The following is a 26,539-nucleotide window of genomic DNA, read 5'->3' as shown; positions in this document are numbered from 1 at the left end:
CGTGATGGACGAGGCCGGTCCGCAGACTCCGGCGGCCGTGGCGGCACTGGCAGTGGCAACGCGCTTCTATTCGCCGGCACTGCTCAATCACTGCATCCGCTCATATCTGTGGGGCGCAACGTACGCAGCCGCGCACGGCATCGCCTTCGACGACGAGCTGTACTACGTCTCGGCGCTGCTGCACGACATCGGACTGACCGATTCGTTCGACAGTCACCGGGTGTCGTTCGAGGCGGCGGGTGGGGATCTGGCCTGGGTGTTCGGGATGGCGGCCGGTTGGCCTGCGACCCGGTGCGCCAGGGCGACGGAGATCATCGTGCTGCACATGCGCGACGACGTTTCGGCGACTGCCGATCCCGAATCTCACCTCTTGCAGGTGGCCACCGGCTGGGATGTCGTCGGACGCCGGCCGGAGGAGTTCCCCGATCAGACGAGGACCGACATCCTGACGCGTTATCCCCGGCAAGGTTTCGGCAGCGAATTCATCGCGTGCTTCGAGGACCAGGCGAGGCGCAAACCGGATGGTGCCGCTGCCGCTTCGGTGGCCAACCACGGTGCCGAGCGCATCAGGGCCAATCCGCTGGATGCGTGACCGATTGTCAATGCTGCGATCCGCGGCCAGACAACCGTCACCGGCCTAGCCTCGAGGCGATGGGTCTCACCCGACAGCTGAACGAGTGAAGGAACCGAGCATGCGAGCAACCGTGATGTATGGGGCCGGCGACGTGCGCGTCGAGAACGTGCCCGACCCGATCGTGAAGGAACCGACCGACGCCGTCGTGCGGGTCACCCGTGCCTGCATCTGCGGTAGTGATCTCTGGCCGTACCAGTCCATGCCGCACAAGGACGGCGGCCGGCGGATGGGCCACGAGTTCATCGGGGTGGTCGAGGATGTCGGCACCGACGTATCCGGACTCGGGCGCGGTGATCTGGTGGTGGCCCCGTTCGTCTGGGCGGACAACACGTGCGACTTCTGCCAGGAAGGCCTGCAGACGTCATGTCGGCACGGCGGGGGCTGGGGTGCGCCCGGCGTCGATGCGGGGCAGGGTGAAGCCGTGCGCGTTCCGCAGGCGCAGGGCACGCTGGTGAAACTCCCGGTGGCCGAGGATTCGGCGCTCATGCCCTCGCTGCTCACCTTGTCCGACGTCTTCTGCACCGGTCACCACGGTGTGGTGACCGCCGGCGTCGGGCCGGGTTCCACGGTGACCGTCATCGGTGACGGCGCGGTGGGCTTGTGCGCGGTGCTGGCCGCCAAACGGCTGGGTGCCGAGCAGATTATCCTCAACGGCCGCCACACCGTCCGGACAGATCTGGGTCGCGAGTTCGGCGCCACCGACGTCGTCGCCGAACGCGGCGACGAAGCCGTCGAGAAGATCCGCGAACTGACCGGCGGCGACGGCACCCACGCGGTGATCGAATGCGTCGGGACCGAGCCGTCGCTGGCCACCGCCCTCGACGCGGTCCGCGCCGGCGGCCGCGTCAGCCGGCTCGGGGTATCTCAATACACCGAGGTGCCAATGGGTTTCGGCACCTTCTTCCGCAATATCACCCTGACCGGCGGTGTCGCGCCCGCCCGTGCCTACATCGAGGAACTCATGCCCGACGTCCTGGACGGCACCGTCGAACCCGGGCGGGTCTTCGACCGCACCATCGGTCTCGACGAAACGCCCGACGGTTACCGCGCCATGGCCGACCGCGAGGCTCTCAAGGTGTTGATCGAACCATGACGCTGCTGCTTCACGAACGTGACGACCGCGGTGTCGTCACCCTCACGCTGAACCGCCCCGAGGCATTCAACGCCTTGTCCGAGGCAATGCTGACAGCGCTCGGTGACGCCCTCGGTGCGCTGGCCGAAGACGAAACCGTGCGCGCCGTGGTGCTCGGGGCCACCGGCAAGGCGTTCTGCGCCGGGCATGACCTCAAGGAGATGCGGGCCGAGCCGTCGTTGGAGTACTACGAGCGGTTGTTCGCCCGATGCACCGCGATGATGCTGTCGATCCAGCGGCTGCCAGTGCCGGTGATCGCCCGGGTTCAAGGGCTCGCGACCGCAGCCGGTTGCCAGCTCGTCGCGATGTGCGATCTGGCGGTGGCGAGCGAGGACGCGCGCTTCGCGGTCAGCGGTGTCAACGTCGGTCTGTTCTGTGCGACGCCAGGAGTGGCGCTCTCGCGCAACGTGCCACGCAAGGCCGCGTTCGAGATGCTCGTGACCGGCGATTTCGTCTCGGCCGAACAGGCCTGGGAGCTGGGGCTGGTGAACCGGGTGGTTCCGGCCGACGCCCTGGACGACGAGGTCGAGACGGTGATCGCGCGCATCGTGGCGAAGCCCCGCGTGGCGATCGCCATGGGAAAGGCCTTGTTCTACCGGCAGATTGACGTCGACATCGAGTCGGCCTACGCCGACGCGGGCGCGACGATGGCCTGCAACATGATGGACCCGAGCGCTCTGGAGGGTGTCCAGGCGTTCATCGACAAACGCCCGCCTGTCTGGCCCGGCGTCAGCGGCGCTGCAGTTCGATCACCGGGATGACGCGGTCGGTCTTGGTCTGGTACTCGCCGAATCCCGGTGCCCTCTCGACAATGCGCGGATAGGCGGCATTCCGCTCGTCCCGCGGCATCTCCCGCGCGTGCACGTCGTACGCGTCGGTGCCGATCTCGATGTGCGCATCGGGGTGCGCGCGCAGATTGTGCAGCCAGGCCGGGTCGACGTCGGCGCCCGCGTAGGACCCGACGATGGCGAGCTTCCCGTCGAGATCGAACGCCATCACCGGATTGACGCGCTCTTTCCCACTCTTGGCGCCGGTGGTGTGCAGCAGAAGCAACGTCGCGCCCTCGAACGGTCCGCCGACCTTGCCTCCGTTGGCGCGGAACTCGGCGATGATCTGGTCATTCCAGTTGTCGGTCATGATTCCTTCCTACGCCTGTGCATCGCGGCGATGGGCGGATCGCCGGATCCGCTCACACCTCGGACGTGGTGATGTGGACCGACGAGGTCAGGGTCTGATGCACCGGGCAGCGTTCGGCGATGTCCATGAGACGCTGCCGCTGGCTGTCGTCGAGCTCGCCGGTCAACTCGATCTCGCGATCGATATGGTCGATCATGCCCTTGGTGGTCTCGCAGTCGGCACAGTCTTTGGCATGAATACGTGAGTGCCGCAACATCACTCGTACCTGATCAAGCGGCCATCCCTTGCGATTGGCGTACATGCGCACCGTCATCGACGTACATGCACCGAGGCCGGCCAATACCAGGTCATAGGGATTCGGGCCGGCATCGTCGCCCACCGGAGCGGGTTCGTCGGCGATGAGCTGGTGACGCCCGGCGGTGATCTGCTGGGTGTAGGTCCCGGCGCCGGTTTCTGCGACGGTGACCACGCCGTCGCGCTCGGCTTCCTCAGATGTCATGCCAGCCTCCTCGTTGGGTTGTCCGAATCGCTTCGGATGGGATCGTCGCACGACTCATCCGGCTGATCCCGGCAGTTGTCGATCGGCGCGTGGTGCGGATTCAGAATTGATCAGTCGATCAGATGTCGGCTGTTGCTCGGACGATTGGCGACGATGGTGCGGCACGCAAAGCGCAGCCGCGCGTGTGCGTGCCGCCGGTGGCCGGCACCGGGAGTGCGACCGCGGTGCCGGGCCTGCCTATTTTTCGGCGCTGTGGCCAGGTCGACGGCCCTTCGTATCGGAGCGGTTTGATGGTTTGCCAAGCTCGCGGAAGCACCTTGTCGATGTGGCCGAATCTCGACGTTCCTTAACCGATAAAACAACATTGCAGGCCTGGTGTGCGTCCGAAGAATCCCGTTCACCACGGCGATGGGCGCCCACCATGAGTATTAGCTGAATGCGGTGATCGGTGGCAGCGTCGCCCTCCCGGAAAGGGCGTGCCGAGGCGAATGTGTCGATGTGCGGGACAGTGCCCGGTTCGTTGTCGAACAGGCTGCGGATTTCGCGTTCCGGCGACCGCGCGCAGCAGTGTACCGAAATCTGTCGTTGACAGTGCTTTGTGGTCTGTGTCACGGTTCCTGATCGATCGACCAAATTATCGAGACGTCGTAGGAGCCGCGCATGAGCAGCGACCGTCAATCCGTCCACCACGTGACCGCCGCACTCGCGCCGAGCACGCCGGCCACCCGCGCGCCATCCCGAAGAGCGGCCCAGGCCGCCGCAAAGGTCGGCGGATACGGCGGCATGGCCGTCGCGGCATGGTTGGTCGCCGCGGTGGCGACCGGCTACGGGATATCTGCGGCCGAGACCGACGGCACGTCGGCAGACTCGCCGACGAGTTCGGAGGCGTCGACCTCGGCCGGTGCAGCGTCGACCAGCGGAACCTCCACGGCCGCAGGCGCTTCCACGTCCGGTGGCACGAGTGGCAGCTCGACGTCGACGGCTGGGTCCGCCTCGACGGATGTGAAAGCCGCACCGGGATCGAAGAATTCGGGAAAGACGTCTTCGAGCATCCAGGTCGCGCCGGGCGTGACGATCAGCAGCAGCGGTGGGGTGCACAGCATCAAGATCGGTTCGCGCGACATCAAGGTCGGGCCGCCGGTGAAGGTGCCGCATCGCCCGTCGGCAGTGATCCCCGGGACCGGGGCCCGGCCGGAGTTGCTCGGGCCGGCCTCGTCGAGTGCGGCGGACGCGATAGCCGAGGTGGGTGCCGAGCTCGCCGTGCCGCCGATTTCGCTGCCCGACATCGTGCCCACGGCACCGGTTCCGGCCAAGAACGAAACGAATTCGGCGCCGCTCCCGTCGGTCAAAGACGTGGAGACCTCACTGAGTGGCGCAGCATCCGCCTTGAGCAGCGCGGCTTCGAAGGTGAGCGCCTCCCTCGACGTCGACGATGTCCGCACGGCCGTGAAGCGGTTCTCCGACACAGTGAGCGAGTCGATCGCCGCGTCCACCGCGCAGGCGCTCGACGCCGGCACCGTCAGTACCGCCGTGCGGACACCGACGGCCGCCGCGGCGGTCACGCCGGTCAATCCGACCACCGGCGTTTCCGAAATCGGTTCCGGTGTATTCGGATTCGTGAACGGCATCGTCACCGAGATACTCAACCCGTTCCTGGCGCCGGCCCCGGACTCGCCCGAGCCGCTGACCCCGATGGTGTGGGCGGTGCTGGCCTGGGTGCGTCGCAACGCGTTCAACCAAGCGCCCACCATCGCCTCGGACCCGACCACCACGGTGCAGGCCGGGCAGACCGTCACCGGCAACATCGGCGCCGTCGATGCCGAGGGCGATGAGCTCACCTACATCATCACCCAGCAGCCCGAGCACGGCACGGTCACCATCGATCAGGAAACGGGGGAGTACACCTACACCCCCGATGACATCGATTACGACTCGATCCAAACCGACACCTTCACGGTTACCGTCGCCGACGGAAAGATCAACGTGCTCAGCCTCTTCCAGCCGCACAGCACTCAGTCGGACATCTCTGTCTCGGTGCTGAGTCCTGAAGTCGAGCGGGTCATCCTGGAGATGCCCGACGGCGTGAAGAATCCGGTCAATCCGCGCTATTCGGAAGATGGCAAGTCCATCTACTTCTCGGGCACGCCCAGCGCGGGTGGCCGGACCGAGATCTACCAGATCAGCATCGACGGGTCACACGTCGAATGCGTCACGTGCGGGGTGTCCCCGGACGAGACCGGAAACCTCGCGAAACCCGTTCCCTTCACGGACGGTTCGGGACGGGTGATGGTGTTGGTGAACGTCGAGGGTGAGACGCCCCGCTATTCCGTCCTGGAAACCGGAGTGAACGGCCGGGAACTGGTGCCGATCACCACGCCGGATGGCGGCGGCTACATCATCGACCGTCAGCGTGAGATGAGGCCATCGCCCGACGGAACGCACGTTCTCTACACCCGAATTGTGGTGGGGCAGAACAGCGCCCTGCAGGCCCTGCCCGTCGTGGGAACGCTGACCCGCACCGAGAACGGGTACGAGGTCACCGACGCGCGGGTGGTCTACCCGACCGGCGAGGGTAAGCAGTGGACCCCCGACGGCAAGGGCGTCATCATCCTCGGCGGCCAGTACGACGCCGGCAACGTCGACGACATCGTGGTCGACCTGGAGACCGGCGAGGTGACCCGGCTGACGGCCAACCTCGACTACGACGAGGACACCGACCTCTCGCCCAATCAGCAGTGGATTGCGATCGGCAGCACGCGCGGCCTCGATGCGCTGACGCCGATGACCAGGATCGTGCGACAGAACTTCCTGCCGGTCTACGTCGGCGCGCCCGTGTACGGGATGTATGCGCAGCCGATCAACGTCTCGAACCAGAACTGGGCGGTTCAGGTGGGAGACGAGCTCGAGGGCGAGAACGGGATCCCCTTGTTCGACACCGGCGACGGGTGGGCCGCACGCAGCATGCCCAGCTGGAATCCCGACGGCACCGCGGTCACCTTCTGGGAGTCCAGCGTCGATGATCCGACGCAATCGCGCCTTGTCATCGCCAACCTGAAGTACACGACCAGCGTCGGACCGGTGGCGGCCGACCGCTCGACTCCCAACCCGGACTGGGCGCCGGAACTCGGCAGCTACGTGGCCGGCACGACGCCGCTGCCGTCGACCGGAACCTATGCCGGGGCCGGCGGCGGCACGGCAGTGGTCACCGAGACCACCGACGCGACGGGCCGGACGACCCGCAAGGCGGTCTACACCGACTACGTCAACAAGGACGGCATGGTCCTCAACGGGTATGAGTTGGCCGATTACCTGGCCAACCAGAACGAGGTGCACTACCTGGCCGACATCACCGTCAGCGGAACGCACACCGGCTCGCTCAAGGCCGACGCCACGATGAACGCGTTCCAGCAGTCGTTGACCGGTTACATCACCTCTGATCTCGATGGCGATGTGCAGAGCCTGCCGGATCCCGATGATGCAGAGGAGGCCCAGCAGAACGCCTGACCCCGTCCAGACGCAAAAGTGCCCCTTTTCACCCGGAATGGGGCACTTTTGCGACGGCTCGCCCTGTCACGTTTCCCGGTCGGGTCTCGTCAACACAGTGAACGACTTGGCGGCTCAACATCGGAGGCGACAATCATGACGCTGCAACTCGGCATGGTCGCGACGCTGCTCGTCACGATCACCATCGTGGCCAACGCGGCGATGGCCCTCGGGGACCTCGTCGGGGCTCGGTTCGTGCTGGCCAACTCCGCGGAGGTCGGCGTCCCGCGGACGTGGGTGCCGGCGCTCGGACTACTCAAAGGCGCGGGTGCCGTCGGGCTGTTGGTGGGCCTGGTCGCGTTCCCACCGCTCGGTGTTGCCGCCGCGATCGGCCTCATCGCGTTCTTCATCGGCGCCGTCGTCACCCACATCCGTGCGGGGGTGTTCTACAACATCGCCTTTCCCGCCGCCTTCCTGGTGCTCGCGGTGCTCTCGCTGGGCGCGTTTCTCGCGGGGTGACCCGACGACAAAAGGGTGCCAACTACAAAGGCCCCACCCCTGGGGAGGATGGAGCCTGTGCAGATCGGCGTGTGAAGTTTGCTGTAGAGGCTCAGGCGCTGCGGCGGATGCCACGCTTGAGCAAGAGCTCGCGCTCGGACTCGCTCAGGCCGCCCCAGATGCCGTACGGCTCACCGACGGCCAGCGCGTGTGAACGGCACTGGGTGATCACCGGGCAGCTGCGGCACATCTCCTTGGCGCGCACCTCACGCTGAGCCCGGGCCCGTCCGCGTTCGCCATCGGGGTGGAAGAACATCGACGAATCGACACCACGGCAAAGTCCCTGCATTTGCCAATCCCAGATATCCGCATTGGGTCCGGGAAGCTGCTGCGGCTGCGGCATATGGAAAACCCCTCTCTGCTCGCCCATTTCGCCAAAAGTGGGCGGGTTTGAGTCGGTGGAACCGAACTGAGCTCATGTCGCCGATGACCGCTCGTGCACACAAACTAGGGGGACTGAATAAAGCGAGTCAATAGCCTGCCGGTGTGCTAAAGGGCATAACTGCAGGTCGAGAATTTACATCACGTTCATCGTTGTGACGCCTTGGCCGAGACATCAGTGTTAAGGGTCTGGCGACAGACCTCTGGTTTTCCCTGTTCGGGCTGGCAGGGGCGTCATCTGCAATTCCAGGCGGCCGATAGCGAGTTGACATGTCATTAACATTCCAGCCACCAATTGTTAACTGATGCTTATATCGCAATATTTAATACCCGGTTCCGCCGGTATGCGGTACCTGGTTCCCGCGGTGCTGCGCCGAACGTCATGTTGATAGCGTCGCGAACCGATGACTGCAATCGCAGCGGCTACTGCCGCCCTGGCGGACGCCGCCTTCGGGGGCGACCCCCAGGGCGGCAGTAGCCGCTTCGCTTGCCGTCCTCGGTTCTCTCCGCTCTCCCCCTGCCGTTCGGCGCCGCCCCGCGGGCCCCCGGTCCCGCCTCCCGGCTTGCCCGGGGCTTACGAGGCCGCTGCCGACGCGCTCGTCGGCTTGGCCGCCGACGCCCTCGGCATGGGCCGGTTCGGGGTATCGGCCCGACTGCTCGAGCGGGCGCGCGCCATCGCCACCCCGGAGGGCTCACGTCAGGCCATCCGGCTGTCGTGGGTGAGCGCCGAACTGGCGATGGTCCAGGGCCACGGCGCCACCGCCGTCGAGCACGCCCGTCGTGGTGTCGACGCGGCAGCTGGACACCCCTCGACGCGTCACGCGGTCAAATCTGATGTCGTGCTGGCCGCGGCGCTGTGCAGTGCCGGCGACATCGACGCCGCGCGGGAGGTCGCCGACGCGGCCCTGCTGGCCACCGAGAAATCCGGGCTGATCCCGCTGCGCTGGGCTTTGGCCTGCGTGCTGTCCGACATCGGCAGCGCCACGCACGACGCTGCACAAATCAGCGAGATCCGTGACCTCAGCGCCGATACAGTGCGTCGCAGAGGTGGAGTGTGGGCCGGCGCCTGAACCGGCACCGGCATGGTTCCGCCTTCATCGATCGTTATTGTTTAGCTGAGCCAATCGACGCGAGTGTCGATGCAACGTAACGCTGGAGAGATCGCCCACGATGACAAGTTCGGGAGACCGTCTCGACATTGTCGTTGCTGAGGCAGTGGCAGGTGATCGGAACGCGCTCTCGGAAGTGCTGGAGATCATTCGGCCGATCGTCGTTCGGTATGTGCGGGCGAGGGTGGGGGCGACCGAGCGCAGTGGTCTCTCAGCTGATGACGTTGCGCAGGAGGTGTGCTTGGCCGCCATTACGGCGCTGCCGCGCTACAAAGATCAGGGACGCCCGTTCCTGGCCTTTGTCTATGGCATCGCTGCGCACAAGGTTGCTGACGCGCATCGCGCGGCGGCCAGGAATCGTGCCGAGCCCACGGACGTGGTGCCCGAGCGGTTCTCCCTTGACGCGGGGCCCGAGCAATCCGCGCTCGACACCGAGTCCTCAGAACGAATGGCCAGGCTGCTGTCGGTGCTGCCCGAAAAGCAGCGCGAGATCCTGATCCTGCGGGTCGTGGTCGGCATGAGCGCCGAGGAGACCGCCGAGGCCGTCGGCAGCACCGCCGGCGCGGTGCGAGTGGCTCAGCACCGGGCGCTGGCCCGGCTGAAGACCGAGATCATGGCGACGGGGCGTGATCATGCCTGACTTCGGCCGCTGGACCTCAAACGGTGGTGATCCGTCCCTCAACGAGATCAACCGGTCCGAGAAATTCATCGAGGCGCTGTCGCTGGAGCGCCAGGTCTATGCGACCGACCGGGAAGAGGCCGAGCTGGCCGTCCTGCTGGCCGGGTGGCGCGACGACGCACGCCGCACCCCGATGTCGGGCATCGCGACGCCACGCGAGGCCGTGGCGGCGCTCAACAAGGCCACCGGGCAGGGGCGGGTGCGCTTCCCGATGGCGTTGGTCGGCTCGATGGCGGCCGCGGTGCTGTGCCTCGGCGGGTTCGGTGCAGCCGTGTACGGCTCGGGCCCGGGCGACGCGCTGTACGGCGTGCGCGGCCTGGTCTTCGGGTCGGCGCCGGTGACTCGCGACGTGGGCGTCGAACTGGCGTCCAGCGAGCTCAAGCAGGTGCAGCAGCTGATCGACGAAGGGCAGTGGGAACAGGCGCAGCAGAAGCTGCAGACCCTGACCACCACGGTCGCCACCGTCGGTGACGAGCAGCGCAAGCAGGAGCTCGTCGACCAGTGGCAGCAGCTGTCGGTGAAGGTGGAGAACCGCGACCCGGATGCGACCGTGCCGCCCGATGCGCCGCCGGTGGTGTTGCCCGAAGTGACGGTGACGACGACGCCGTCGCCCGCGTCCGAGAGCCCGGCGCCCGGGACCGCGACGTCCACCCCGACCACAGCGCCCTCGACGTCCCCGACGGAGACCACACCCGGGTCGGAGACGTCCACGACGCCCGGGCCGTCCGCGACGTCCACGCCGTCGGAGACATCTCAGCCGACGACCACTCAGCCCTCGTCGTCGGTGACACCCTCGCCGACCAGCAGTGCCGAGCCGACGACGAGTGTGTCGGCACCGGCCGCGACCTCATCGCCGCCGGCATCGGCGACCCACACCACCTCCGCGGCCACCACTTCGGCCGCTCCGGCGGTCGAGGCACCGCCGGTCACCACGACAGTCGCGCCTGCGGTGGAGCCCACCTCGGTGCCGTCGGCCCCGCCGGTACGCACGACGGTGGCCGCCCCTGCCGAGACTGGCAGTGGCGCAGGTCACGAGAGCCCGTCGGGTGGGCGTGGTGGTGAAGGTCCGGCGTTGCCGGTGACCGAACTGCCCCTGTTGCCGGGGCTAGGCGGTTCTCAGCGGTAGCCGTCGGTGTCCGAGGTGGCCTCGTTGAGGGACGCGTCGGCATAACCGCGGCAGTAATCCCACGTCACGTAGGCATCGGGCTCGGGATCGTAGGCCGGCTCGTGCGGGCGCACGGTGCCGTCGACAAGCAGTTGCAGCAGGTTGGCCCGCAGCATGTCCCAGTCGTGGTAGTGGTCCTGCTGGCATTCGTCGCAGCACACGACGAGGCCACGAATTCCCTTGTGCGCCAACAATGCTTCGTAGACCGCGAGGTCCGCGAGATCAGCCTCGACAGCAGTCCGTTCCTGGGGGTCCAGAGGCTGGCCCGGCTCGATCGCGTCCAGCGCAGCCGACGGATCGCAGGGATCGTCGGCAAACGGATCGGGCGGCAAACCAGGGGGGAGGTGGTCACGCACGAGTCCCACACTACGCAGCGGGACTCCCATCGCGCCAGCCGTCCCGATGTGCACGCTGATGTGCGCCCTGAGGTGCAAGGAGCGGCAACATCACCGTAAATATCCGAGCCGATAGAATCGGGTTTATAAGCCCCACGCCTGCCACTGGAGGCCCCACCCATGTCGATCGCTGAAAGCAGCGTTCCCATCGCCGTACCGGTGCCGACCGGCGGCGACGATCCGACCAAGATCGCAATGCTCGGTCTCACCTTTGATGATGTGCTGCTGCTTCCGGCGGCCTCCGATGTGGTCCCCGCCGCTGCTGACACTTCCAGCCAGCTGACCCGCAACATCCGGCTGCGCGTGCCGTTGGTCAGCTCCGCGATGGACACCGTCACCGAATCACGCATGGCCATCGCGATGGCCCGCGCCGGCGGCATGGGCGTGCTGCACCGCAACCTTCCCGCCGCCGAACAGGCCGCCCAGGTCGAGACGGTCAAGCGGTCGGAGGCCGGCATGGTCACCGACCCGGTCACCTGCTCGCCGACCAACACCCTGGCCGAGGTCGACGCGATGTGCGCCCGGTTCCGGATCTCCGGTCTGCCGGTCGTCGACAACGACGGGCAGCTCGTGGGCATCATCACCAACCGCGACATGCGTTTCGAGGTCGACGAGAACAAGCCCGTCGCCGAGGTGATGACCAAGCCACCGCTGATCACCGCACAGGAAGGTGTCTCGGCCGAGGCTGCCCTGGGGCTGCTGCGCCGGCACAAGATCGAGAAGCTGCCGATCGTCGACGGACACGGCAAGCTGACCGGCCTGATCACGGTCAAGGACTTCGTCAAGACCGAACAGTTCCCGCTGGCCACCAAGGACAGCGACGGCCGGCTGCTGGTCGGCGCCGCGGTCGGCGTCGGCGATGACGCCTGGGCCCGGGCCATGACCCTGGTCGATGCCGGTGTCGACGTGCTGATCGTCGACACCGCCCACGCCCACAACCGCGGGGTGCTCGACATGGTGGCCCGCGTGAAGAAGACCGTGGGCGACCGCGTCGAGGTGGTCGGCGGCAACGTCGCGACCCGGGCCGCGGCCGCCGCTCTGGTGCAGGCCGGTGCCGACGCGGTCAAGGTCGGTGTGGGTCCCGGCTCGATCTGCACCACCCGCGTGGTCGCCGGCGTCGGCGCCCCGCAGATCACCGCCATCCTGGAAGCCGTCGCCGCCTGCAAGCCCTACGGCGTGCCGGTGATCGCCGACGGTGGTCTGCAGTACTCCGGTGACATCGCCAAGGCGCTGGCCGCCGGCGCGTCGACGGCAATGCTCGGATCGCTGCTGGCCGGCACTGCGGAATCGCCGGGTGATCTGATCTTCGTCAATGGCAAGCAGTTCAAGAGTTACCGCGGCATGGGCTCGCTGGGCGCCATGCAGGGACGCGGCGGTGGCAAGTCCTACTCCAAGGACCGCTACTTCCAGGACGACGTGCTGTCCGAGGACAAGCTCGTGCCCGAGGGCATCGAAGGCCGGGTGCCGTTCCGCGGTCCACTGGGCACGGTGATCCACCAGTTGACCGGCGGTTTGCGCGCGGCCATGGGCTACACCGGCTCGGCGACCATCGAGCAGCTGCAGCAGGCGCAGTTCGTCCAGATCACGGCGGCCGGGTTGAAGGAAAGCCACCCGCACGACATCACCATGACTGTCGAGGCCCCCAACTACTACACCCGCTGACTCGGTGGGGCAGGAGACTAAGAGCAGTCATGCGCGACATGGTTGAAATCGGCATGGGCAGAACCGCCCGCCGCACCTATGAACTCGACGACATCACGATCGTGCCCTCGCGGCGCACCCGGTCGTCCAAGGATGTTTCGACGGCCTGGCAGCTCGATGCCTACCGCTTCGAGGTTCCGGTCGTCGCGCATCCCACCGATGCGCTGGTGTCGGTGGAGTTCGCGATCGAGATGGGCCGCCTCGGCGGGCTCGGGGTGCTCAACGGCGAAGGGCTGATCGGTCGGCACGCCGATGTCGAGGAGAAGGTCGCCCAGGTCCTCGACATCGCCGCGACTGCCGACGATGACTCGGCCGCGATCCGGCTGCTGCAGCAGTTGCATGCCGCACCGCTGGACCCCGACCTGCTCGGCGCAGCGGTGGCCCGTATCCGCGAGGCCGGTGTGACCACGGCCGTGCGGGTCAGCCCGCAGAACGCCCAGGCGCTGACCCCGACCCTGGTGGCCGCCGGAATCGACCTGCTCGTCATCCAGGGCACCATCGTCTCCGCCGAGCGCGTGGCGTCCGACGGTGAACCGCTGAACCTCAAGACGTTCATCTCCGAACTCGACGTGCCCGTGGTGGCCGGCGGTGTGCTCGACCACCGCACCGCGCTGCACCTGATGCGCACGGGCGCGGCCGGTGTGATCGTCGGCTACGGCTCCACGGCCGGGGTCACCACCAGCGACGAGGTGCTCGGCATCAGCGTGCCGATGGCGACTGCGATCGCCGATGCGGCGGCCGCGCGTCGCGAATACCTCGACGAGACCGGCGGCCGTTACGTGCACGTGCTGGCCGACGGCGACATCCACACGTCCGGCGACCTGGCCAAGGCGATCGCCTGCGGTGCCGATGCCGTCGTGCTGGGCACGCCGCTGGCGGTCTCGGATGAGGCGCTGGGCGGCGGCTGGTTCTGGCCGTCGGCGGCGGCACACCCGTCGTTGCCGCGCGGCGCCCTGCTGCAGGTGGCCGTCGGGGAGCGGCCCGCCCTGGAGCAGGTGCTCAACGGCCCGTCCGACGATCCGTTCGGCTCGCTGAACCTGGTCGGTGGCCTGCGCCGGTCGATGGCCAAGGCTGGGTACTGCGACCTCAAGGAGTTCCAGAAGGTCGGCCTGACCGTCGGATCCTGATATCCGCCGAGCAGACAGAGAATCGCATTACCCGGGTGTGTTTGGTGCGAGTCTGTGTCTGCTCGCGGTCTTAACCGGCGAGGGGCGCTGCCGAGAGGTGATAGTCGATCCGCTCGGCGAGCTGACTGGGGTACCGACGGACATCTTCAGCCACCATCGGAATGACCGTCCACCCCTGCTCTTGGATGCCGGCGAACCGCTTCTTGTCGTCGATCATCTTGACTGGGCCGCTGTGCCAGTCCAGCCCCTCATACTCCGCGGCTACTCGCGCGTCGGGCCAAGCGAAATCGACTCGCCACGTCTCGCCGTTCCGGCCGCGGATCTCATGTTGAAGTTCGGGGCGCGGTAGCCCGTAGTCGATCATGACCAGCCTGGCCTCGCTTTCCATCGCGGATTCGGCCCGGCCATCGGCATATTGGAGGAGGTCTCGCACCGCCACGATGCCGCGCCGGCCGCGCTGCTCGCGCACTGTCTTGTCCAGGTCGGCGGCAGTGCACTGCAACGAATGAAGCGCGCCGTCCAATGCCGCGAGCGCTCGCGGTCGAGGTAGCTGCCGGGCGATCTCGACTGCCGTCCAGGCCGGGGCCGTCGCCAGCCGTCCGGAAATACGCCGCAGAGGCGCGCCCGACCGTTGGTGAACCATCAGGCCGACGCACGGTCGCACGCGGACACCTGGATCGAGCATGTGGATGGATGTCGTGTTCTCGAAGTCGAAGCCGTACAGCGTGGCGGCAGTTCCCATACATAGGACTGCTTCACCGCCTATGTAGAGGTCCAGCGCGGCCAGGCGCCCCCTCAGATCTGGCTTGGCCGCGGCATAGATGCCGTACCAAACTCGGGTGAGTGCACCCCTGCGCACCTGGACGTCCAGCTGCTGCCGCGTCATCACGGTCAACAACTGGCGGGTGGTCGCGAATCCACCGAGATCGTCCAACAGCGCCAGCGCCGTGGCGGTCACGGTCGATGCAGTCATGACCGAATCCTGTGCCGCCGCGCTCGTCGCGCGCCGCACTACTTCGGCCATTTGGGGATAGACCTCGGCTTGTGGATAACCCCTCGCCGCCGAGCAGACAGAGACTCGCACTGCACAGGCGCAAATCATGCGATTCTGTGTCTGCTCGCCGAGAACTCGTCTTTACAAGTTAGGGCCTCCTGTCTAGAAGTTACCTGCGGGTAGCGTCATACTGATCACATGAAGCCTGACTACGACGTCTTGGTGATCGGTTCTGGGTTCGGCGGCAGCGTGAGTGCGCTACGGCTGACGGAGAAGGGTTATCGGGTCGGTGTACTCGAAGCCGGCCAGCGGTTCGCCGATGCGGACTTCGCCAAGACCTCGTGGGACCTGCGGAAGTTCCTGTGGGCACCGCAGCTGGGCATGTACGGCATCCAGCGCATCCACCTGCTGCGGAACGTGATGATCCTGGCCGGCGCGGGGGTGGGCGGTGGATCGCTGAACTACGCCAACACCCTGTACGTGCCACCGGACCCGTTCTTCAACGACCCGCAGTGGAAGGACATCACCGACTGGCGCGCCGAGCTCATGCCGCACTACGACCAGGCACAGCGCATGCTCGGCGTGGTGAAGAACCCGACCTTCACCGACGCGGACCGCATCGTCAAAGAGGTGGCCGACGATATGGGTTGCGGGGACACCTTCGTCGCCACACCGGTCGGGGTGTTCTTCGGACCCGACGGCGAGATGACGCCGGGCAAGACTGTGCCGGACCCGTTCTTCGGCGGTGTCGGTCCGGCCCGCACCGGATGTATCGAGTGCGGCGAATGCATGACCGGCTGCCGGCACGGCGCCAAGAACACGCTCGTCAAGAACTACCTCGGGCTGGCCGAATCGGCTGGGGCGCAAGTGCATCCGATGACCACGGTGACGAGCTTCGAGCTGCGCGCCGATGGGCTGTGGGAGGTCACCACCGTACGGACCGGCAGCAAGCTGCGCCGTCACCGCAAGACCTTCACCGCTACACACCTGATCCTCGCCGCGGGCACGTACAACACCCAGAAGCTGCTGTTCAAGATGCGCGATACGGGAAGGCTTGCCAAGCTGTCCTCTCGTCTCGGCGTGCTGACCCGGACCAACTCCGAGTCCATCGTGGGCGCACAGACCCTCACGGTGACGCCCGGCATGGATCTGACGCACGGCGTGGCCATCACCTCATCGGTGCATCCCACCTCCGACACCCACGTGGAACCGGTGCGCTACGGCAAGGGCTCCAACGCGATGGGCCTGCTGCAGACGCTGATGACCGACGGCACCGGGCCGGCGGGTACCGACGTTCCTCGTTGGCGGCAGTTCCTCGATCAGGCCCGTGAGGATCCGGGCAAGCTGGTCCGGCTGCTGAACCCGCAGCGGTGGAGCGAGCGCACGGTGATCGCGCTGGTGATGCAGCACCTGGACAACTCGATCACCACCTTCACCAAGCGTGGGCCCGGGGGCAGGCGGGTGATGACGTCCAAACAGGGCCACGGCGAACCGAATCCGACGTGGATCCCGGTGGGCAACGAGTTCACCAGGCGGATGGCGGAGAAGGTCGACGGCGTCGCCGGCGGCACCTGGGGCGAGCTGTTCAACATCCCGCTGACCGCACACTTCCTCGGCGGGGCGGCCATCGGCGACAGTGCCGAGCACGGCGTCATCGACCCGTATCACCGCGTCTACAACTACCCGACGCTCTATGTCATGGACGGCGCCGCGATCTCGGCGAATCTCGGTGTGAACCCGTCGCTGTCGATCACGGCCCAGGCGGAACGCGCGGCGTCGTTGTGGCCGAACAAAGGGCAGGACGATCAGCGTCCGGGGCAGAATGAGCCGTACCGGAAACTGGCGCCGATCGCGCCCGAGCATCCCGTGGTCCCGACCGAGGCGCCCGCCGGGCTTCGGCGCCTGCCGATCGAGCCGGTCACCTCGGGCGGTTAGGCCTCGCCCCATTCCGGGTACGTAAACCCTTGCCGGACGGCGAGGTCCGGCCGGGAGGGGTGTGGCAGATGCGGAAGGCGTTCCACGACGAGTTGGCGGCACTGTGCACTCAACTCGCCGAGATGTGTGCACTGGCGGTGAGTGCGATGGAGCGGGCCAACGCGGCCCTGCTCGACTCCGACCTGTCTCTGGCCGAGCAGGTCATCGCCGATCACGAACACATCGTCGCGTACAACCGCCGCATCGAGGAGGCGGCGTTCCGTCTGCTGGCATTGCAGCAGCCGGTCGCCAGTGAGCTGCGGACGGTGGTGGGTTCGATGCACATCGCGGCCGATCTCGACCGGATGGGCGCGCTCGCGGTGCATGTCGCCGACATCTCGCGGTTACGCCATCCCGAGTGCGCCCTGCCCGATGAGGTGCGCGCGAGCTTCACCGACATGGGGTCGCAGGCGGTTCGGTTGGCGCAGACCGCGCAGGAGGTGCTGGTGTCGCGCGACCCAGACGCCGCTGCCCGGCTGCGCGATGAGGACGACGCCGTCGACGCCGAGCATCGCCACCTGTTCACTCTGCTGCTGGACCGTCAGTGGGAGGACGGAGTGTGCTCGGCCGTCGACGTCGCCCTGTTGGGCCGCTACTACGAGCGGTATGCGGACCACGCCGTGGAGATCGGCAAGCGGGTCATCTTCGAGGCCACCGGCGGCCGGCCCCTGCACAAGAAGCTGGCCTGAGCCGCATTACGGGGCGGCGGGGGAGGATTCGAGCAGCGCGGTGAACAGCCGGGTGAGGGTGTCGACATCGACCGTTCCCGGTTGCAGCACCTCCTCGGTGGCGATGCCGGAGATGATGGTGACCACCAGCTGGGCGAGTGCGGACAGCTGGTGACCGGGCAGCGTGGTGCCGGCTTGTTCGACGATCCGCAGGGCCTGATCGGCAGCCGCCCGGCGGCGCGCCACCAGGCGTTCGCGCAACTGGGGATCCCTTACCGCGCGCAGCCAGTACTCGATGAGCACGATCTGGTACTCGGTCTGGTCGTGTATCGAATCCAGCGTTGACCGGCTCAACGCCGAGGCGATCGCCGCGGTGTCGCCGTGTCCGCTGTCGAGCGCGGTCGCGATGAGCGCGCCGCGGCTCTCGAACTGCCGGTCCAGCAGCGCGAGGAACAACTCGTCCTTGGATTCGAAATTGGAGTACACCGCGCCCTTGGTGAATCCCGCGGCGTGGCCGATGGCGTCGATGGTGGCGCCGGCGAACCCTTCGGCCGCGAAAACCTTCAGCGCAGCATCCAGGATCCGGTCGCGCACCTCGTCTCGGGTGGGGCGGGTGCGTGCGGGTTTGACAGCCGACATGACCAACACAATACTCGCTAGTATCGTATGGATACCAGTGAGTATCGAAAGGTCTGAGATGGAAGACAGGGACGACGCCGAGCAGGTCCAGGCGTCTGAGACGGACGACGTGCAGGACACGCCGGAGATCGTCGCGTCCGGGCTGGGGGTCGATGGCGAGCACGGCCCCCTGTTCTGCGACATCGACCTCGAACTCACCCCGGGATTCCATGCCATCCAGATGCCTGGTGGTTGGGGCCAGACCGCCCTGCTGCTGACACTGGCCGGGCGTCTGAAACCCACTCACGGCACCGTCACGGTCCGCGGCGAAACGGCACCGCCAGCGATCCGGCGGCACTGCGCGATCGCGGCCTTCGCCGATATCGACGAGCTGGAGGACTCGGTCACCGTGCAGACGGTGCTCGCCGAGCAGCGTCGGTGGCTGGCCCCGTGGTACCGCCGGGTCCCGATCGGGGCCGGCGAATCCGCACTGAGCGAGGTGTTCGGCAATCTGGAGCCGCCCGCCGGCGACACCTACATCAGTGAACTGTCCGACCTCGAACTGTTCCTGCTGAAAGTCACCCTGGCGCTGTTCTCGAACCGCCCGATCCTGGTGGTCGGCGATCTCGAGCAGGTGCGGGACAACTCACGACGCGCGATCGCCGTCGAACGACTCGGCGCCATCGCCACCCAGCGCAGTGTCATTGTCGGCGTGACCAATCCGCTCGGTGCCGAAGCCCCCGACCACGGTCTGCACGACCACCGCATCCTGACCGGAAAGGAATGAAGACGGTGAAAAGTCTTGGCGCAAAAGGCTGCTCCCCGGCTGCCGGTCTCGCCTTCGGCTCGGAAATCAAACGCTTCGGCCGCAGCCGCATGACCCGGGCCGCGATCGTGGTGCTCATGCTGCTGCCGTTGGTGTATGGCGCGCTGTACCTCTGGGCGTATTGGGATCCCTTCGGTCAGGTCGACAAGATGCCGGTGGCTCTGGTCAATTCCGATCGGGGGGCGGTGGTTTCGGGTCAGCAGGTCAACGTCGGCTCGGAGATTGCCAAGAGCTTGACCGACGATGCCAGCCTGAACTGGCATGTGGTGGACGACGACGAGGCGCGCGAGGGCGTCGAGCACGGCAAGTACTACTTCATGCTTGAGCTTCCCCCCGACTTCAGTGAGGCGATCGCCTCACCGCTGACCGGCAACCCCAAGCAGGCCAACCTGAACGCGGTCTACAACGACGCGAACAACTACATCTCGTCGAACATCGGTCGCACCGCGATCGATCAGGTGCTCAATGCGGTGTCGACGCGGATCTCGGGCCAGGCGGTCAACCAGGTGCTCTCGGTTGTGGTCAGCTCCGGAGCAGGCATCAAGCAGGCCGCAGACGGTGCGGCCCAACTCGCCGACGGGGCAGGGAAAGTCGACGACGGCGCCGGCCAGTTGACGACCGGGTTGCACACCGCGCGGTCCGGTTCGGCCCAGCTGGCCACCGGTGCCAAGCAGCTCTCCGACGGAATCACCAAGGCCACCGATCCGTTGGTCGCGGTGACCTCGGCGCTGTCGAAGGTCGGCGGCGACACGCAGAAACTCGAAGACGGCACCGTCGCGCTACGGCAGGCCAATGACCAGATCGGTGCCATCACCGGCGCACAGGATTCGGCCGCGACAGCCCTGACCTCGGTGATCGATCAACTCTCGGCCAGCCCGGATCCCATCGCCAACAACGCCGCCGGAACTCTGCGGGGTGTTCAGGATGATCTTCGGGCCCACCAGTTCACCCCGCAGATCCGCCAGCAGCTCACCGACGCGGAGAACGCGGCGATTTCGATGACCTCCTCCCTGCGCAATCCGGGCAGCCCGCTGAACTCCGCGCTCGATCAGGTGGGCAGCAAAAACTCTGATCTCAACGCCAAGCTGACCCAGCTGCGCAGCGGAGCCCAGCAGCTGGCCGCCGGAAACGCCGAACTGGCCAGTGGCATAGCCAAACTCGACACCGGTGCCGGGCAGCTGAAATCCGGGACCGCGCAGCTGCGCTCCGGATCGGCCGAGTTGGCCACCAAACTCGCCGACGGTGCCGGCCAGGTGCCCGATTGGACGCCCGCCCAGAAGGAAGCGATCGCCGACACCATCGGCGGGCCGGTTCACCTGCAAAACTCGGCCGAGAACGCCGCACCGAACTTCGGCACCGGGATGGCGCCGTTCTTCATCACTCTCGCCCTGTTCTTCGGTGCGCTCGTGCTGTGGATGGTGTTGCGGCCGTTGCAGAACCGTCCGATCGCCGCGGAGGTGCTGGCGATCCGGGTGGTGCTCGCCAGCTACGTGCCCGCCGCGGTGATCGGGATATTCCAGTCGATCATCCTGTATTGCGTGGTGCGGTTCGCCCTCGGCATGCAGGTGGCGCATCCGGTCGCGATGCTGGGCTTCATGATGCTGGTGTCCTGCGCCTTCGTCGCCGCGACGCAGGCGATCAACGCCTTGGTCGGCCCCGCAGTGGGCCGGGTGCTGCTGATGGCGCTCCTCATGCTGCAGTTGGTGAGCGCCGGCGGCATGTATCCGGTGGAGACCACCTCAAGGCCGTTCCAGGCGTTCCACAACTACGACCCGATGACATACGGCGTCAATGGATTACGCCAGCTCATTCTCGGCGGGATCGACCACCGGCTCTGGCAGGCGATCATCACACTGCTGGTGATCTGGGTCGGCGCCCTGACCGTCTCGTCGCTGTCGGCCCGGCGTAACAGGCTGTGGAATATGACCAGGTTGATGCCCGCGATCAAGATGTGACTCAGACCGCCTGCAGCAGAGCGGCATCCGCGAGTGGGCGGCTGGACTGCCCGTGGATGTCGACGGGCACGTCGCCGGCGAGCGTCACGCGGTGCATCACGCGGCGCTGGTTGTCGTAGTCGTCCACCGCGCGGTGCTGCGTGGCCCGGTTGTCCCAGATCGCGACGTCACCCGGCGCCCAGTTCCAGCGAATGGTATTTTCCGGCAGCGTGATTCGACGCTGGAGCAACTCGAGCAGGGCGGCCGATTCATGGCTGTCCAGACCCAAGAAGCCGCGGGTGAAGTCGCCGGCCACCAAGGTGCGCTCGCCGGTCTCGGGATGTACCCGCACCACCGGGTGCTCGGTGCGGAAATCGGGCTTCTCGAACGCCTCGCGCATCTGTTGCTGTTCCTCGGTCAAATTGGCGACCGGCGCTGCTGCGTAGTCGAAGCGGTTGCTGTGGACCGCCCACAGGTTCTCGGTGAGGGCTTTGAGCGGTGCGGGCAGCTGGTCATAGGCGGCGGCGGTGGAGGCCCACAGAGTGGATCCGCCGTACTCGGGCAGCTTCACCGCGCGCAGGATCGAGATGGCGGGGTAGTCCGGCACGAAGGTGACGTCGGTGTGCCAGCGCGTGGCCTTGGCGTACTCCGAGTCCAGCGGCGTGATGATCGGGGCGTCCAGATGTTTGAGCGCATGGTGGCCGATGGGTTTGCCCAGGAGTCGGGCGAAGGCCTGGTGCTCTTCGTCGGTGAGGTGGTGCTGGCCGCCGAAGAAGATCACTTTGTGTTCCAGTAGCGCGCGCCGGATCTCGGCGACAGTACTGGCGTCGAGATCGCCCCCCAGTTGCACGCCCTCGATGCGAGCGCCGATGCGGCTGCCGAGCTTCTTGACGGTGATGGCGGTGGTGGAGGAAGCGGTCATCTGATTCGTCCTTTGCGCTGGTGGGAACAACTGTAGTCAGGTGACTACACCTGCATGTGGGCTAGTGTAACCGGATGACTACACCGACGCCACCGGCCAAGGGCGCGGCCAGTCCCGTAGGCCGTGACGAGGTGGTGGCCGCCGCGTTGACGGCGGCGGCGGAGCTCTTCGCCGAGCGGGGAGTGTCCGCCACGTCGATCCGGGACATCGCCGCCAGGTCCAAGGTCAACCACGGGCTGATCTACCGGCACTTCGGCACCAAGGAGCAGTTGGTCGGAGCGGTCCTGGACCACCTGGGCGCGCGCCTCACCACACTGTTGGACGACGGCGGCCCGGCCGACGAGATCGAGCGGAACATGGACCAGCACATGCGGGTGATGGCCAGGGCACTGCTGGACGGCTTCCCGATCGGCCGACTGCAGACACGTTTCCCAGGTGTCACCAGGCTGCTCGGGGAGGTGCTACCCCGGTTCGATGACGAGCGCATGGGACGATTCGCTGTCGCCAATGCGGTTGCCTTGCAATTGGGTTGGCGATTCTTCGAACCATTCCTCAAGGCAGCGTCGGGTCTCGATTCGATCAATGACGACGAGGTTCGCGCCGCGGTGAACGCCGAGATCGCGCAGATCCTCGATCCCGGCACCTCGACTACGGGCTAGTCAGCCGCCGTTGCGCACCGCCGATTCGACCTTCTCGCCGAGTTGCTTGTCGACGTTCTTCCAATACTCGAAGGCGCGTTCCAGGACGTGCTCGGAGACGCCCTTCGACAGGTGGCCGGCGATGTTCGAGACCAACCGGGCCCGCGCCGCGTCATCGAGCACGTCGCGCACCATCGTCCCGGCCTGCCCCCAGTCGTCGTCCTCGGCGTGCAGTGTGTACGCGGCGCGGACCATGTCACCGTCGGCGCGCCACAGCGATTCGCCGGCGCGGGCCGGGTCGGCCTTCGGGCCGCCGTATGAGTTCGGCGCGTACACCGGATCGGACACGTTCTTGATCCGCATGGCGCCGTCCTTCGAGTAGCTGTTCACCTCGACCTTCGGCGCGTTGACCGGAATCTGCTTGTAGTTGGTTCCCAGTCGGTGTCGGTGCGCATCGGCGTAGGAGAAGTCGCGCGCCAGCAGCATCTTGTCGGGGCTCAGCCCGGTTCCGGGGACCCGGTTGTTCGGCTCGAAGGCCGCCTGCTCGATCTCGGTGTGATAGTCGGTGACGTTGCGGTCCAGCGTCAGGGTGCCCACGTCGATCAGGGGGTAGTCGCCGTGCGGCCATACCTTCGTCAGGTCGAACGGGTTGAACCGATAGTTCTTGGCCTCGTCGAACGGCATGATCTGCACTTTCAGTGACCAGGTGGGGAACTCGCCGCGCTCGATCGCGTCGTACAGGTCGCGCTGGTGAGCGTCGCCGTCGATGCCGGCCATCTCGTCGCCTTCGGCTTGCGTGAGGAACTCGACGCCCTGGTCGGTCTTGAAGTGGTATTTGACCCAGAAGATCTCGCCGGCGGCATTGATCCAGCTGTACGTGTGACTGGAATAGCCGTTCATGTGGCGCCAGTCTTTGGGGATGCCACGGTCGCCCATCAGCCAGGTCACCTGATGTGCGGATTCGGGCGAGAGCGTCCAGAAATCCCACTGCATATCGTGATCGCGCAGGTTGTTGGCCGCACGCCGCTTCTGGGAACGGATGAAGTGCTGAAACTTCAACGGATCGCGCATGAAGAACACCGGGGTGTTGTTGCCGACCATGTCGAAGTTGCCCTCGGTGGTATAGAACTTGGTCGCGAATCCTCGGGGATCGCGCCAGGTGTCTGGGCTGCCGCGCTCACCGGCCACCGTCGAGAATCGGGTCAGGGTATCGGTTTTGACACCCGGCTGGAACAACGCGGCCTTGGTGTACGCGCTGACGTCATTGGTCACCTCGAAATGGCCGAAGGCCCCGCCGCCTTTGGCGTGCGGCTGGCGCTCCGGGATGCGTTCGCGATTGAACATCGCCATCTGCTCGATCAGGTAGTTGTCCTGCAGCAGGATCGGTCCGTCCGGGCCGATCGTCAGCGAATGTTCGTCGCTGGACACCGGAATTCCGGCATCGGTGGTTGTCGGCTTGGGCTGGGTACCGGTCACCCCGTCGCTCCTTTCGCAGTTCAGCGGACGATTCGCGCGCGGCGATACCCCCGCTGTCACCTAATAGGGGCCGTGTACCCCACGACGTTCTGACGCCAAACCTGCCCGGGCGATTCTCACTGACCGGGTTGGCCGGTGCGGCGCCGTACCGGCTCGCGGCCGCGCGGCTGGGGCGGGGGAGGCAGCAGCGGATGCCGGGGCTTTACGCCCACGATGGTCGGCGCGCGGGTGGTCAGTTGCACTTCGTCCCCGGCGTGGCGGATGGTCAGCGACCCGTCGGGTCCGTCGCGCAAGGTGTAGGTGACGTCGCGGTGGTTGGCCTGCACGGTGATCCGGAATCCCTTCCATCGCAGGCGGAACCGTAGGCATGAGATACCGTCGGGCAGGTGCGGGTCGAGTGAGAGGAAGCCCTCGTCGTCGCGCAGCCCGCCGAAGCCGGCCACCAGTGCCGTCCATGCGCCGGCCAATGAAGCCATGTGCAGCCCGTCGCGGGTGTTCTGGTGCAGATCACGCAGATCGATCAGGGCGGCCTCGTAGGCGTAGTCGTGGGCCAGCTCGAGATGGCCGACCTCGGCGCACATCACCGCCTGGGTGCAGGCTGACAGGGACGAGTCGCGCGTGGTGCGCCGCTCGTAGTAGTCGACGTTGCGGGCCTTCTGTTCCGGCGTGAACGCGTGACTCTGCCATTGCATGGCCAGCACCAGATCCGCCTGCTTGAGCACCTGGGCCGGATACAGCCGGACATAGGGTTCGTGTAGCAAGAGCGGATAGCTGGTGTTGGCGGAGAAATTCCATTCCGCCAGAGTCGTGAAGCCTTGGCATTGCGGGTGCACGCCCAGCTCGTCGTCGTAGGGTATGTGGGCGGCGTCGGCGGCGTCGCGCCAGGCCGCGGTCTCCTCGGTGGTCACACCCAATGCGTAGGAGGCGTCGGGGTGGCGTGTGCACGCATCGGCTGCCACCCGAAGATTGTGTGCGGCCATCAGATTGGTGAAAACGTTGTCGCGGACTACTGCGGTGTACTCGTCGGGGCCGGTCACGCCGTCGAGGTGCCAGATCCCATGGCGGTCATGGTGTCCCAACGACATCCACAGCCGGGCAGTCTCGACCAGGACCTGCAGGCCGCATTCCTGCTCCAGCGAATCATCGCCGGTGACAACGCGATAGCGCTCGAAGGCGGCGGTGATGTCAGCGTTGATGTGCCATGCGGCCGTGCCGGCGGGCCAGTACGCCGAGCACTCCTCGCCCCGGATGGTGCGCCACGGGAAGCTCGCACCTTTCAGGTCGAGCTGCTGCGCACGCTCGCGGGCCATGTCCAACGTCGAGGCCCGCCACCGCAGCGCGTCGGCGGCAGCCTGGGGTTTGGTATAGGTAAGCACCGGCAGCACGAAACCTTCTGTGTCCCAGAAGGCGTGGCCATCATAGCCGGTGCCGGTCAGTCCCTTACCGGCGATGGCGCGGCGTTCGGCACGGGCACTGGCCTGCAGCACGTGGAACAACCCGAATCGCACCGCTTGCTGACAGTCCGGATCACCCTCGACCTCTACGTCGGCGCAGTCCCAGAACTCGTCGAGATACGCGCGCTGAGAATCCAGCAGACCTTGCCAACCGCTGTAGCGGGCGCCGGTGATCGCCGCGGCGGCCTGATCGCGCAGGGCGGGACGGGACCGCAGGCTGGACCACCCGTAGCCCAGGTATTTGACGATGCGCAGCTTCTGGCCGGGCCGCAGTCCGCAGATCACCGTGGTCCGGGCCAGGTCGTCGCGGGCGTCGGTGCTCACCTCCACGCGGCCGGGTACCTCGACGTCATGGTCCATCGCAGCTGCCATCATCAGCCCACTGCCGATGGTGCGGTGCACCAGAAGTGCACCGCTGTCGGTGTTTTCGTGGTGCACCGCGTGCAGCGGGTGTTTGAGCACCGCCGAGACGCGCGGGTCGTCGGATGTCTCTGGTTGGTCTTCGTTGGTGACGAGCTCGGATTGCACTGTCACCCGGACGAATTCATCGAGCGCCTCGACGCTGTACTCGATGGCGGCGACGCCGCGATGCGCGAACGACACCAAACGGGTGGAGATCACCTTGACCTGTTTTCCCGCCGGGGAACGCCAATGGGCGTAGCGGGTGAGAGTTCCGGCGCGCAGGTCCAGGGTGCGCTCATGATCGATCAGCTCGCCGTAGCGCACGTCGAAGGGCTCGTCATCGACCAGCAGGCGCAGCAGCTTGCCGTTGGTGACGTCGACGACGGTCTGCCCGGCCTCGGGGTACCCGAATCCGGCTTCGGCATAGGGCAATGGGCGCACCTCGAAGAACCCGGCCAAGTATGTCCCGGGCAGGCCGTACGGTTCGCCCTCGTCGAGGTTGCCGCGCAGGCCGATATGACCGTTGGACAGCGCGAACAGCGACTCGGATTGAGCCAGCAGATTGAGGTCCAAACGGGTTTCGCGCACCTGCCATGGTTCTACCGGGTATGCGTCGTGGGTGATCATCATGGC

The 26,539-nt window shown here is 66.6% G+C and carries 25 protein-coding genes; 15 read left to right on the top strand and 10 right to left on the bottom strand.

Annotated features, from left to right (window positions below; genetic code table 11):
* Positions 1-4: 4 nt before the first annotated feature.
* The 3 genes from BN2156_RS13900 (at position 5) to BN2156_RS13890 (ending at position 2,527) form a co-directional block, all read left to right on the top strand.
* Positions 5-592: an HD domain-containing protein gene (locus tag BN2156_RS13900; protein WP_090514696.1), complete on the top strand. Its 588-nt coding sequence runs from the start codon at positions 5-7 to the stop codon at positions 590-592.
* A 100-nt stretch (positions 593-692) separates the two neighbouring features.
* On the top strand, positions 693-1,727 hold the full coding sequence (locus BN2156_RS13895; protein ID WP_090515905.1) for a zinc-dependent alcohol dehydrogenase family protein: 1,035 nt from the start codon (positions 693-695) through the stop codon (positions 1,725-1,727).
* Complete coding sequence (locus BN2156_RS13890; RefSeq protein ID WP_090514694.1) at positions 1,724-2,527, top strand: enoyl-CoA hydratase; 804 nt, start codon at positions 1,724-1,726, stop codon at positions 2,525-2,527. The genes BN2156_RS13895 and BN2156_RS13890 overlap by 4 nt, the downstream gene beginning before the upstream one ends.
* Here the strand turns inward: BN2156_RS13890 and BN2156_RS13885 are convergent.
* From BN2156_RS13885 to BN2156_RS31070, 3 genes are all read right to left on the bottom strand, one after another.
* The gene (locus BN2156_RS13885; protein WP_090514691.1) at positions 2,496-2,903 is read right to left on the bottom strand and encodes a nitroreductase family deazaflavin-dependent oxidoreductase; all 408 of its coding nucleotides are present in this window, start codon (positions 2,901-2,903) and stop codon (positions 2,496-2,498) included. The two genes, BN2156_RS13890 and BN2156_RS13885, sit on opposite strands and share 32 nt — an antisense overlap.
* Before the next feature lie 52 nt (positions 2,904-2,955).
* Positions 2,956-3,402 carry an OsmC family protein gene (locus BN2156_RS13880; RefSeq protein ID WP_090514688.1) on the bottom strand — a complete coding sequence of 149 codons (447 nt, stop codon included), beginning with the start codon at positions 3,400-3,402 and terminating at the stop codon, positions 2,956-2,958.
* Between the two features lie 824 nt (positions 3,403-4,226).
* The gene (locus BN2156_RS31070; protein WP_220096217.1) at positions 4,227-4,505 is read right to left on the bottom strand and encodes a hypothetical protein; all 279 of its coding nucleotides are present in this window, start codon (positions 4,503-4,505) and stop codon (positions 4,227-4,229) included.
* Here BN2156_RS31070 and BN2156_RS13870 point away from each other — a divergent pair.
* Together BN2156_RS13870 and BN2156_RS13865 are read left to right on the top strand one after the other, a co-directional pair.
* Positions 4,495-6,906 carry a cadherin-like domain-containing protein gene (locus tag BN2156_RS13870; protein WP_235625299.1) on the top strand — a complete coding sequence of 804 codons (2,412 nt, stop codon included), beginning with the start codon at positions 4,495-4,497 and terminating at the stop codon, positions 6,904-6,906. The two genes, BN2156_RS31070 and BN2156_RS13870, sit on opposite strands and share 11 nt — an antisense overlap.
* A gap of 135 nt (positions 6,907-7,041) precedes the next feature.
* Positions 7,042-7,404, top strand: coding sequence for a DoxX family protein (locus BN2156_RS13865; protein ID WP_090514683.1), 363 nt, complete (start codon positions 7,042-7,044; stop codon positions 7,402-7,404).
* A gap of 91 nt (positions 7,405-7,495) precedes the next feature.
* Here BN2156_RS13865 and BN2156_RS13860 read toward each other — a convergent pair whose 3' ends face one another.
* On the bottom strand, positions 7,496-7,786 hold the full coding sequence (locus BN2156_RS13860; protein WP_029107049.1) for a WhiB family transcriptional regulator: 291 nt from the start codon (positions 7,784-7,786) through the stop codon (positions 7,496-7,498).
* 442 nt (positions 7,787-8,228) lie between these two features.
* Between BN2156_RS13860 and BN2156_RS13855 the strand changes: the two genes are divergently transcribed.
* From BN2156_RS13855 to BN2156_RS13845, 3 genes are all read left to right on the top strand, one after another.
* The gene (locus tag BN2156_RS13855; protein WP_235625298.1) at positions 8,229-8,894 is read left to right on the top strand and encodes a hypothetical protein; all 666 of its coding nucleotides are present in this window, start codon (positions 8,229-8,231) and stop codon (positions 8,892-8,894) included.
* Between the two features lie 100 nt (positions 8,895-8,994).
* The gene (locus BN2156_RS13850) at positions 8,995-9,573 is read left to right on the top strand and encodes a sigma-70 family RNA polymerase sigma factor (protein ID WP_036440777.1); all 579 of its coding nucleotides are present in this window, start codon (positions 8,995-8,997) and stop codon (positions 9,571-9,573) included.
* Positions 9,566-10,738, top strand: a complete 1,173-nt coding sequence (locus BN2156_RS13845) for an anti-sigma-D factor RsdA (RefSeq protein ID WP_090515902.1) — start codon at positions 9,566-9,568, stop codon at positions 10,736-10,738. The genes BN2156_RS13850 and BN2156_RS13845 overlap by 8 nt, the downstream gene beginning before the upstream one ends.
* Here BN2156_RS13845 and BN2156_RS13840 read toward each other — a convergent pair.
* Positions 10,729-11,133, bottom strand: coding sequence for a DUF5319 domain-containing protein (locus BN2156_RS13840; RefSeq protein ID WP_003882245.1), 405 nt, complete (start codon positions 11,131-11,133; stop codon positions 10,729-10,731). The genes BN2156_RS13845 and BN2156_RS13840 overlap by 10 nt on opposite strands.
* Positions 11,134-11,292: 159 nt before the next feature.
* Here BN2156_RS13840 and guaB point away from each other — a divergent pair, with 159 nt between their 5' ends.
* Together guaB and BN2156_RS13830 are read left to right on the top strand one after the other, a co-directional pair.
* Entirely contained in the window at positions 11,293-12,834 is a 1,542-nt protein-coding gene (gene guaB / locus BN2156_RS13835; RefSeq protein WP_090514681.1) for an IMP dehydrogenase, read from the top strand.
* A 29-nt stretch (positions 12,835-12,863) separates the two neighbouring features.
* The gene (locus tag BN2156_RS13830; protein ID WP_090514678.1) at positions 12,864-14,000 is read left to right on the top strand and encodes a GuaB3 family IMP dehydrogenase-related protein; all 1,137 of its coding nucleotides are present in this window, start codon (positions 12,864-12,866) and stop codon (positions 13,998-14,000) included.
* 70 nt (positions 14,001-14,070) lie between these two features.
* Here BN2156_RS13830 and BN2156_RS13825 read toward each other — a convergent pair whose 3' ends face one another.
* On the bottom strand, positions 14,071-14,958 hold the full coding sequence (locus BN2156_RS13825) for a type IV toxin-antitoxin system AbiEi family antitoxin (protein ID WP_090515901.1): 888 nt from the start codon (positions 14,956-14,958) through the stop codon (positions 14,071-14,073).
* A gap of 234 nt (positions 14,959-15,192) precedes the next feature.
* Between BN2156_RS13825 and BN2156_RS13820 the strand changes: the two genes are divergently transcribed.
* Positions 15,193-16,929, top strand: a complete 1,737-nt coding sequence (locus BN2156_RS13820; RefSeq protein ID WP_090514675.1) for a GMC family oxidoreductase — start codon at positions 15,193-15,195, stop codon at positions 16,927-16,929.
* 68 nt (positions 16,930-16,997) lie between these two features.
* Positions 16,998-17,657, top strand: coding sequence for a phosphate signaling complex protein PhoU (gene phoU, locus BN2156_RS13815; RefSeq protein ID WP_090514672.1), 660 nt, complete (start codon positions 16,998-17,000; stop codon positions 17,655-17,657).
* A gap of 6 nt (positions 17,658-17,663) precedes the next feature.
* Here the strand turns inward: phoU and BN2156_RS13810 are convergent, their stop codons facing one another.
* On the bottom strand, positions 17,664-18,287 hold the full coding sequence (locus tag BN2156_RS13810) for a TetR/AcrR family transcriptional regulator (protein WP_090515899.1): 624 nt from the start codon (positions 18,285-18,287) through the stop codon (positions 17,664-17,666).
* Between the two features lie 46 nt (positions 18,288-18,333).
* Here BN2156_RS13810 and BN2156_RS13805 point away from each other — a divergent pair, with 46 nt between their 5' ends.
* Positions 18,334-19,041, top strand: coding sequence for a P-loop NTPase family protein (locus tag BN2156_RS13805; protein WP_162490799.1), 708 nt, complete (start codon positions 18,334-18,336; stop codon positions 19,039-19,041).
* Between the two features lie 65 nt (positions 19,042-19,106).
* Positions 19,107-21,035 (top strand): YhgE/Pip domain-containing protein, encoded by a 1,929-nt coding sequence (locus BN2156_RS13800; RefSeq protein ID WP_264035497.1) that lies wholly within the window; start codon positions 19,107-19,109, stop codon positions 21,033-21,035.
* 1 nt (position 21,036) lies between these two features.
* Here BN2156_RS13800 and BN2156_RS13795 read toward each other — a convergent pair whose 3' ends face one another.
* Positions 21,037-21,936 (bottom strand): TauD/TfdA dioxygenase family protein, encoded by a 900-nt coding sequence (locus BN2156_RS13795; protein WP_090514664.1) that lies wholly within the window; start codon positions 21,934-21,936, stop codon positions 21,037-21,039.
* 74 nt (positions 21,937-22,010) lie between these two features.
* On the opposite strand from BN2156_RS13795, the gene BN2156_RS13790 reads away from it, so the two are divergent.
* On the top strand, positions 22,011-22,595 hold the full coding sequence (locus BN2156_RS13790; protein WP_090514661.1) for a TetR/AcrR family transcriptional regulator: 585 nt from the start codon (positions 22,011-22,013) through the stop codon (positions 22,593-22,595).
* Here the strand turns inward: BN2156_RS13790 and BN2156_RS13785 are convergent, their stop codons facing one another.
* Complete coding sequence (locus BN2156_RS13785) at positions 22,596-24,050, bottom strand: catalase (protein WP_090514658.1); 1,455 nt, start codon at positions 24,048-24,050, stop codon at positions 22,596-22,598.
* Between the two features lie 116 nt (positions 24,051-24,166).
* The gene (locus tag BN2156_RS13780; RefSeq protein ID WP_090515897.1) at positions 24,167-26,533 is read right to left on the bottom strand and encodes a glycoside hydrolase family 65 protein; all 2,367 of its coding nucleotides are present in this window, start codon (positions 26,531-26,533) and stop codon (positions 24,167-24,169) included.
* Positions 26,534-26,539 lie beyond the last annotated feature (6 nt).

This window comes from Mycolicibacterium neworleansense (assembly GCF_001245615.1).
Lineage (GTDB): Bacteria > Actinomycetota > Actinomycetes > Mycobacteriales > Mycobacteriaceae > Mycobacterium > Mycobacterium neworleansense.
Note: the sequence above shows the minus strand (reverse complement) of the source record. Positions and strands in the feature narration are given on the sequence as shown.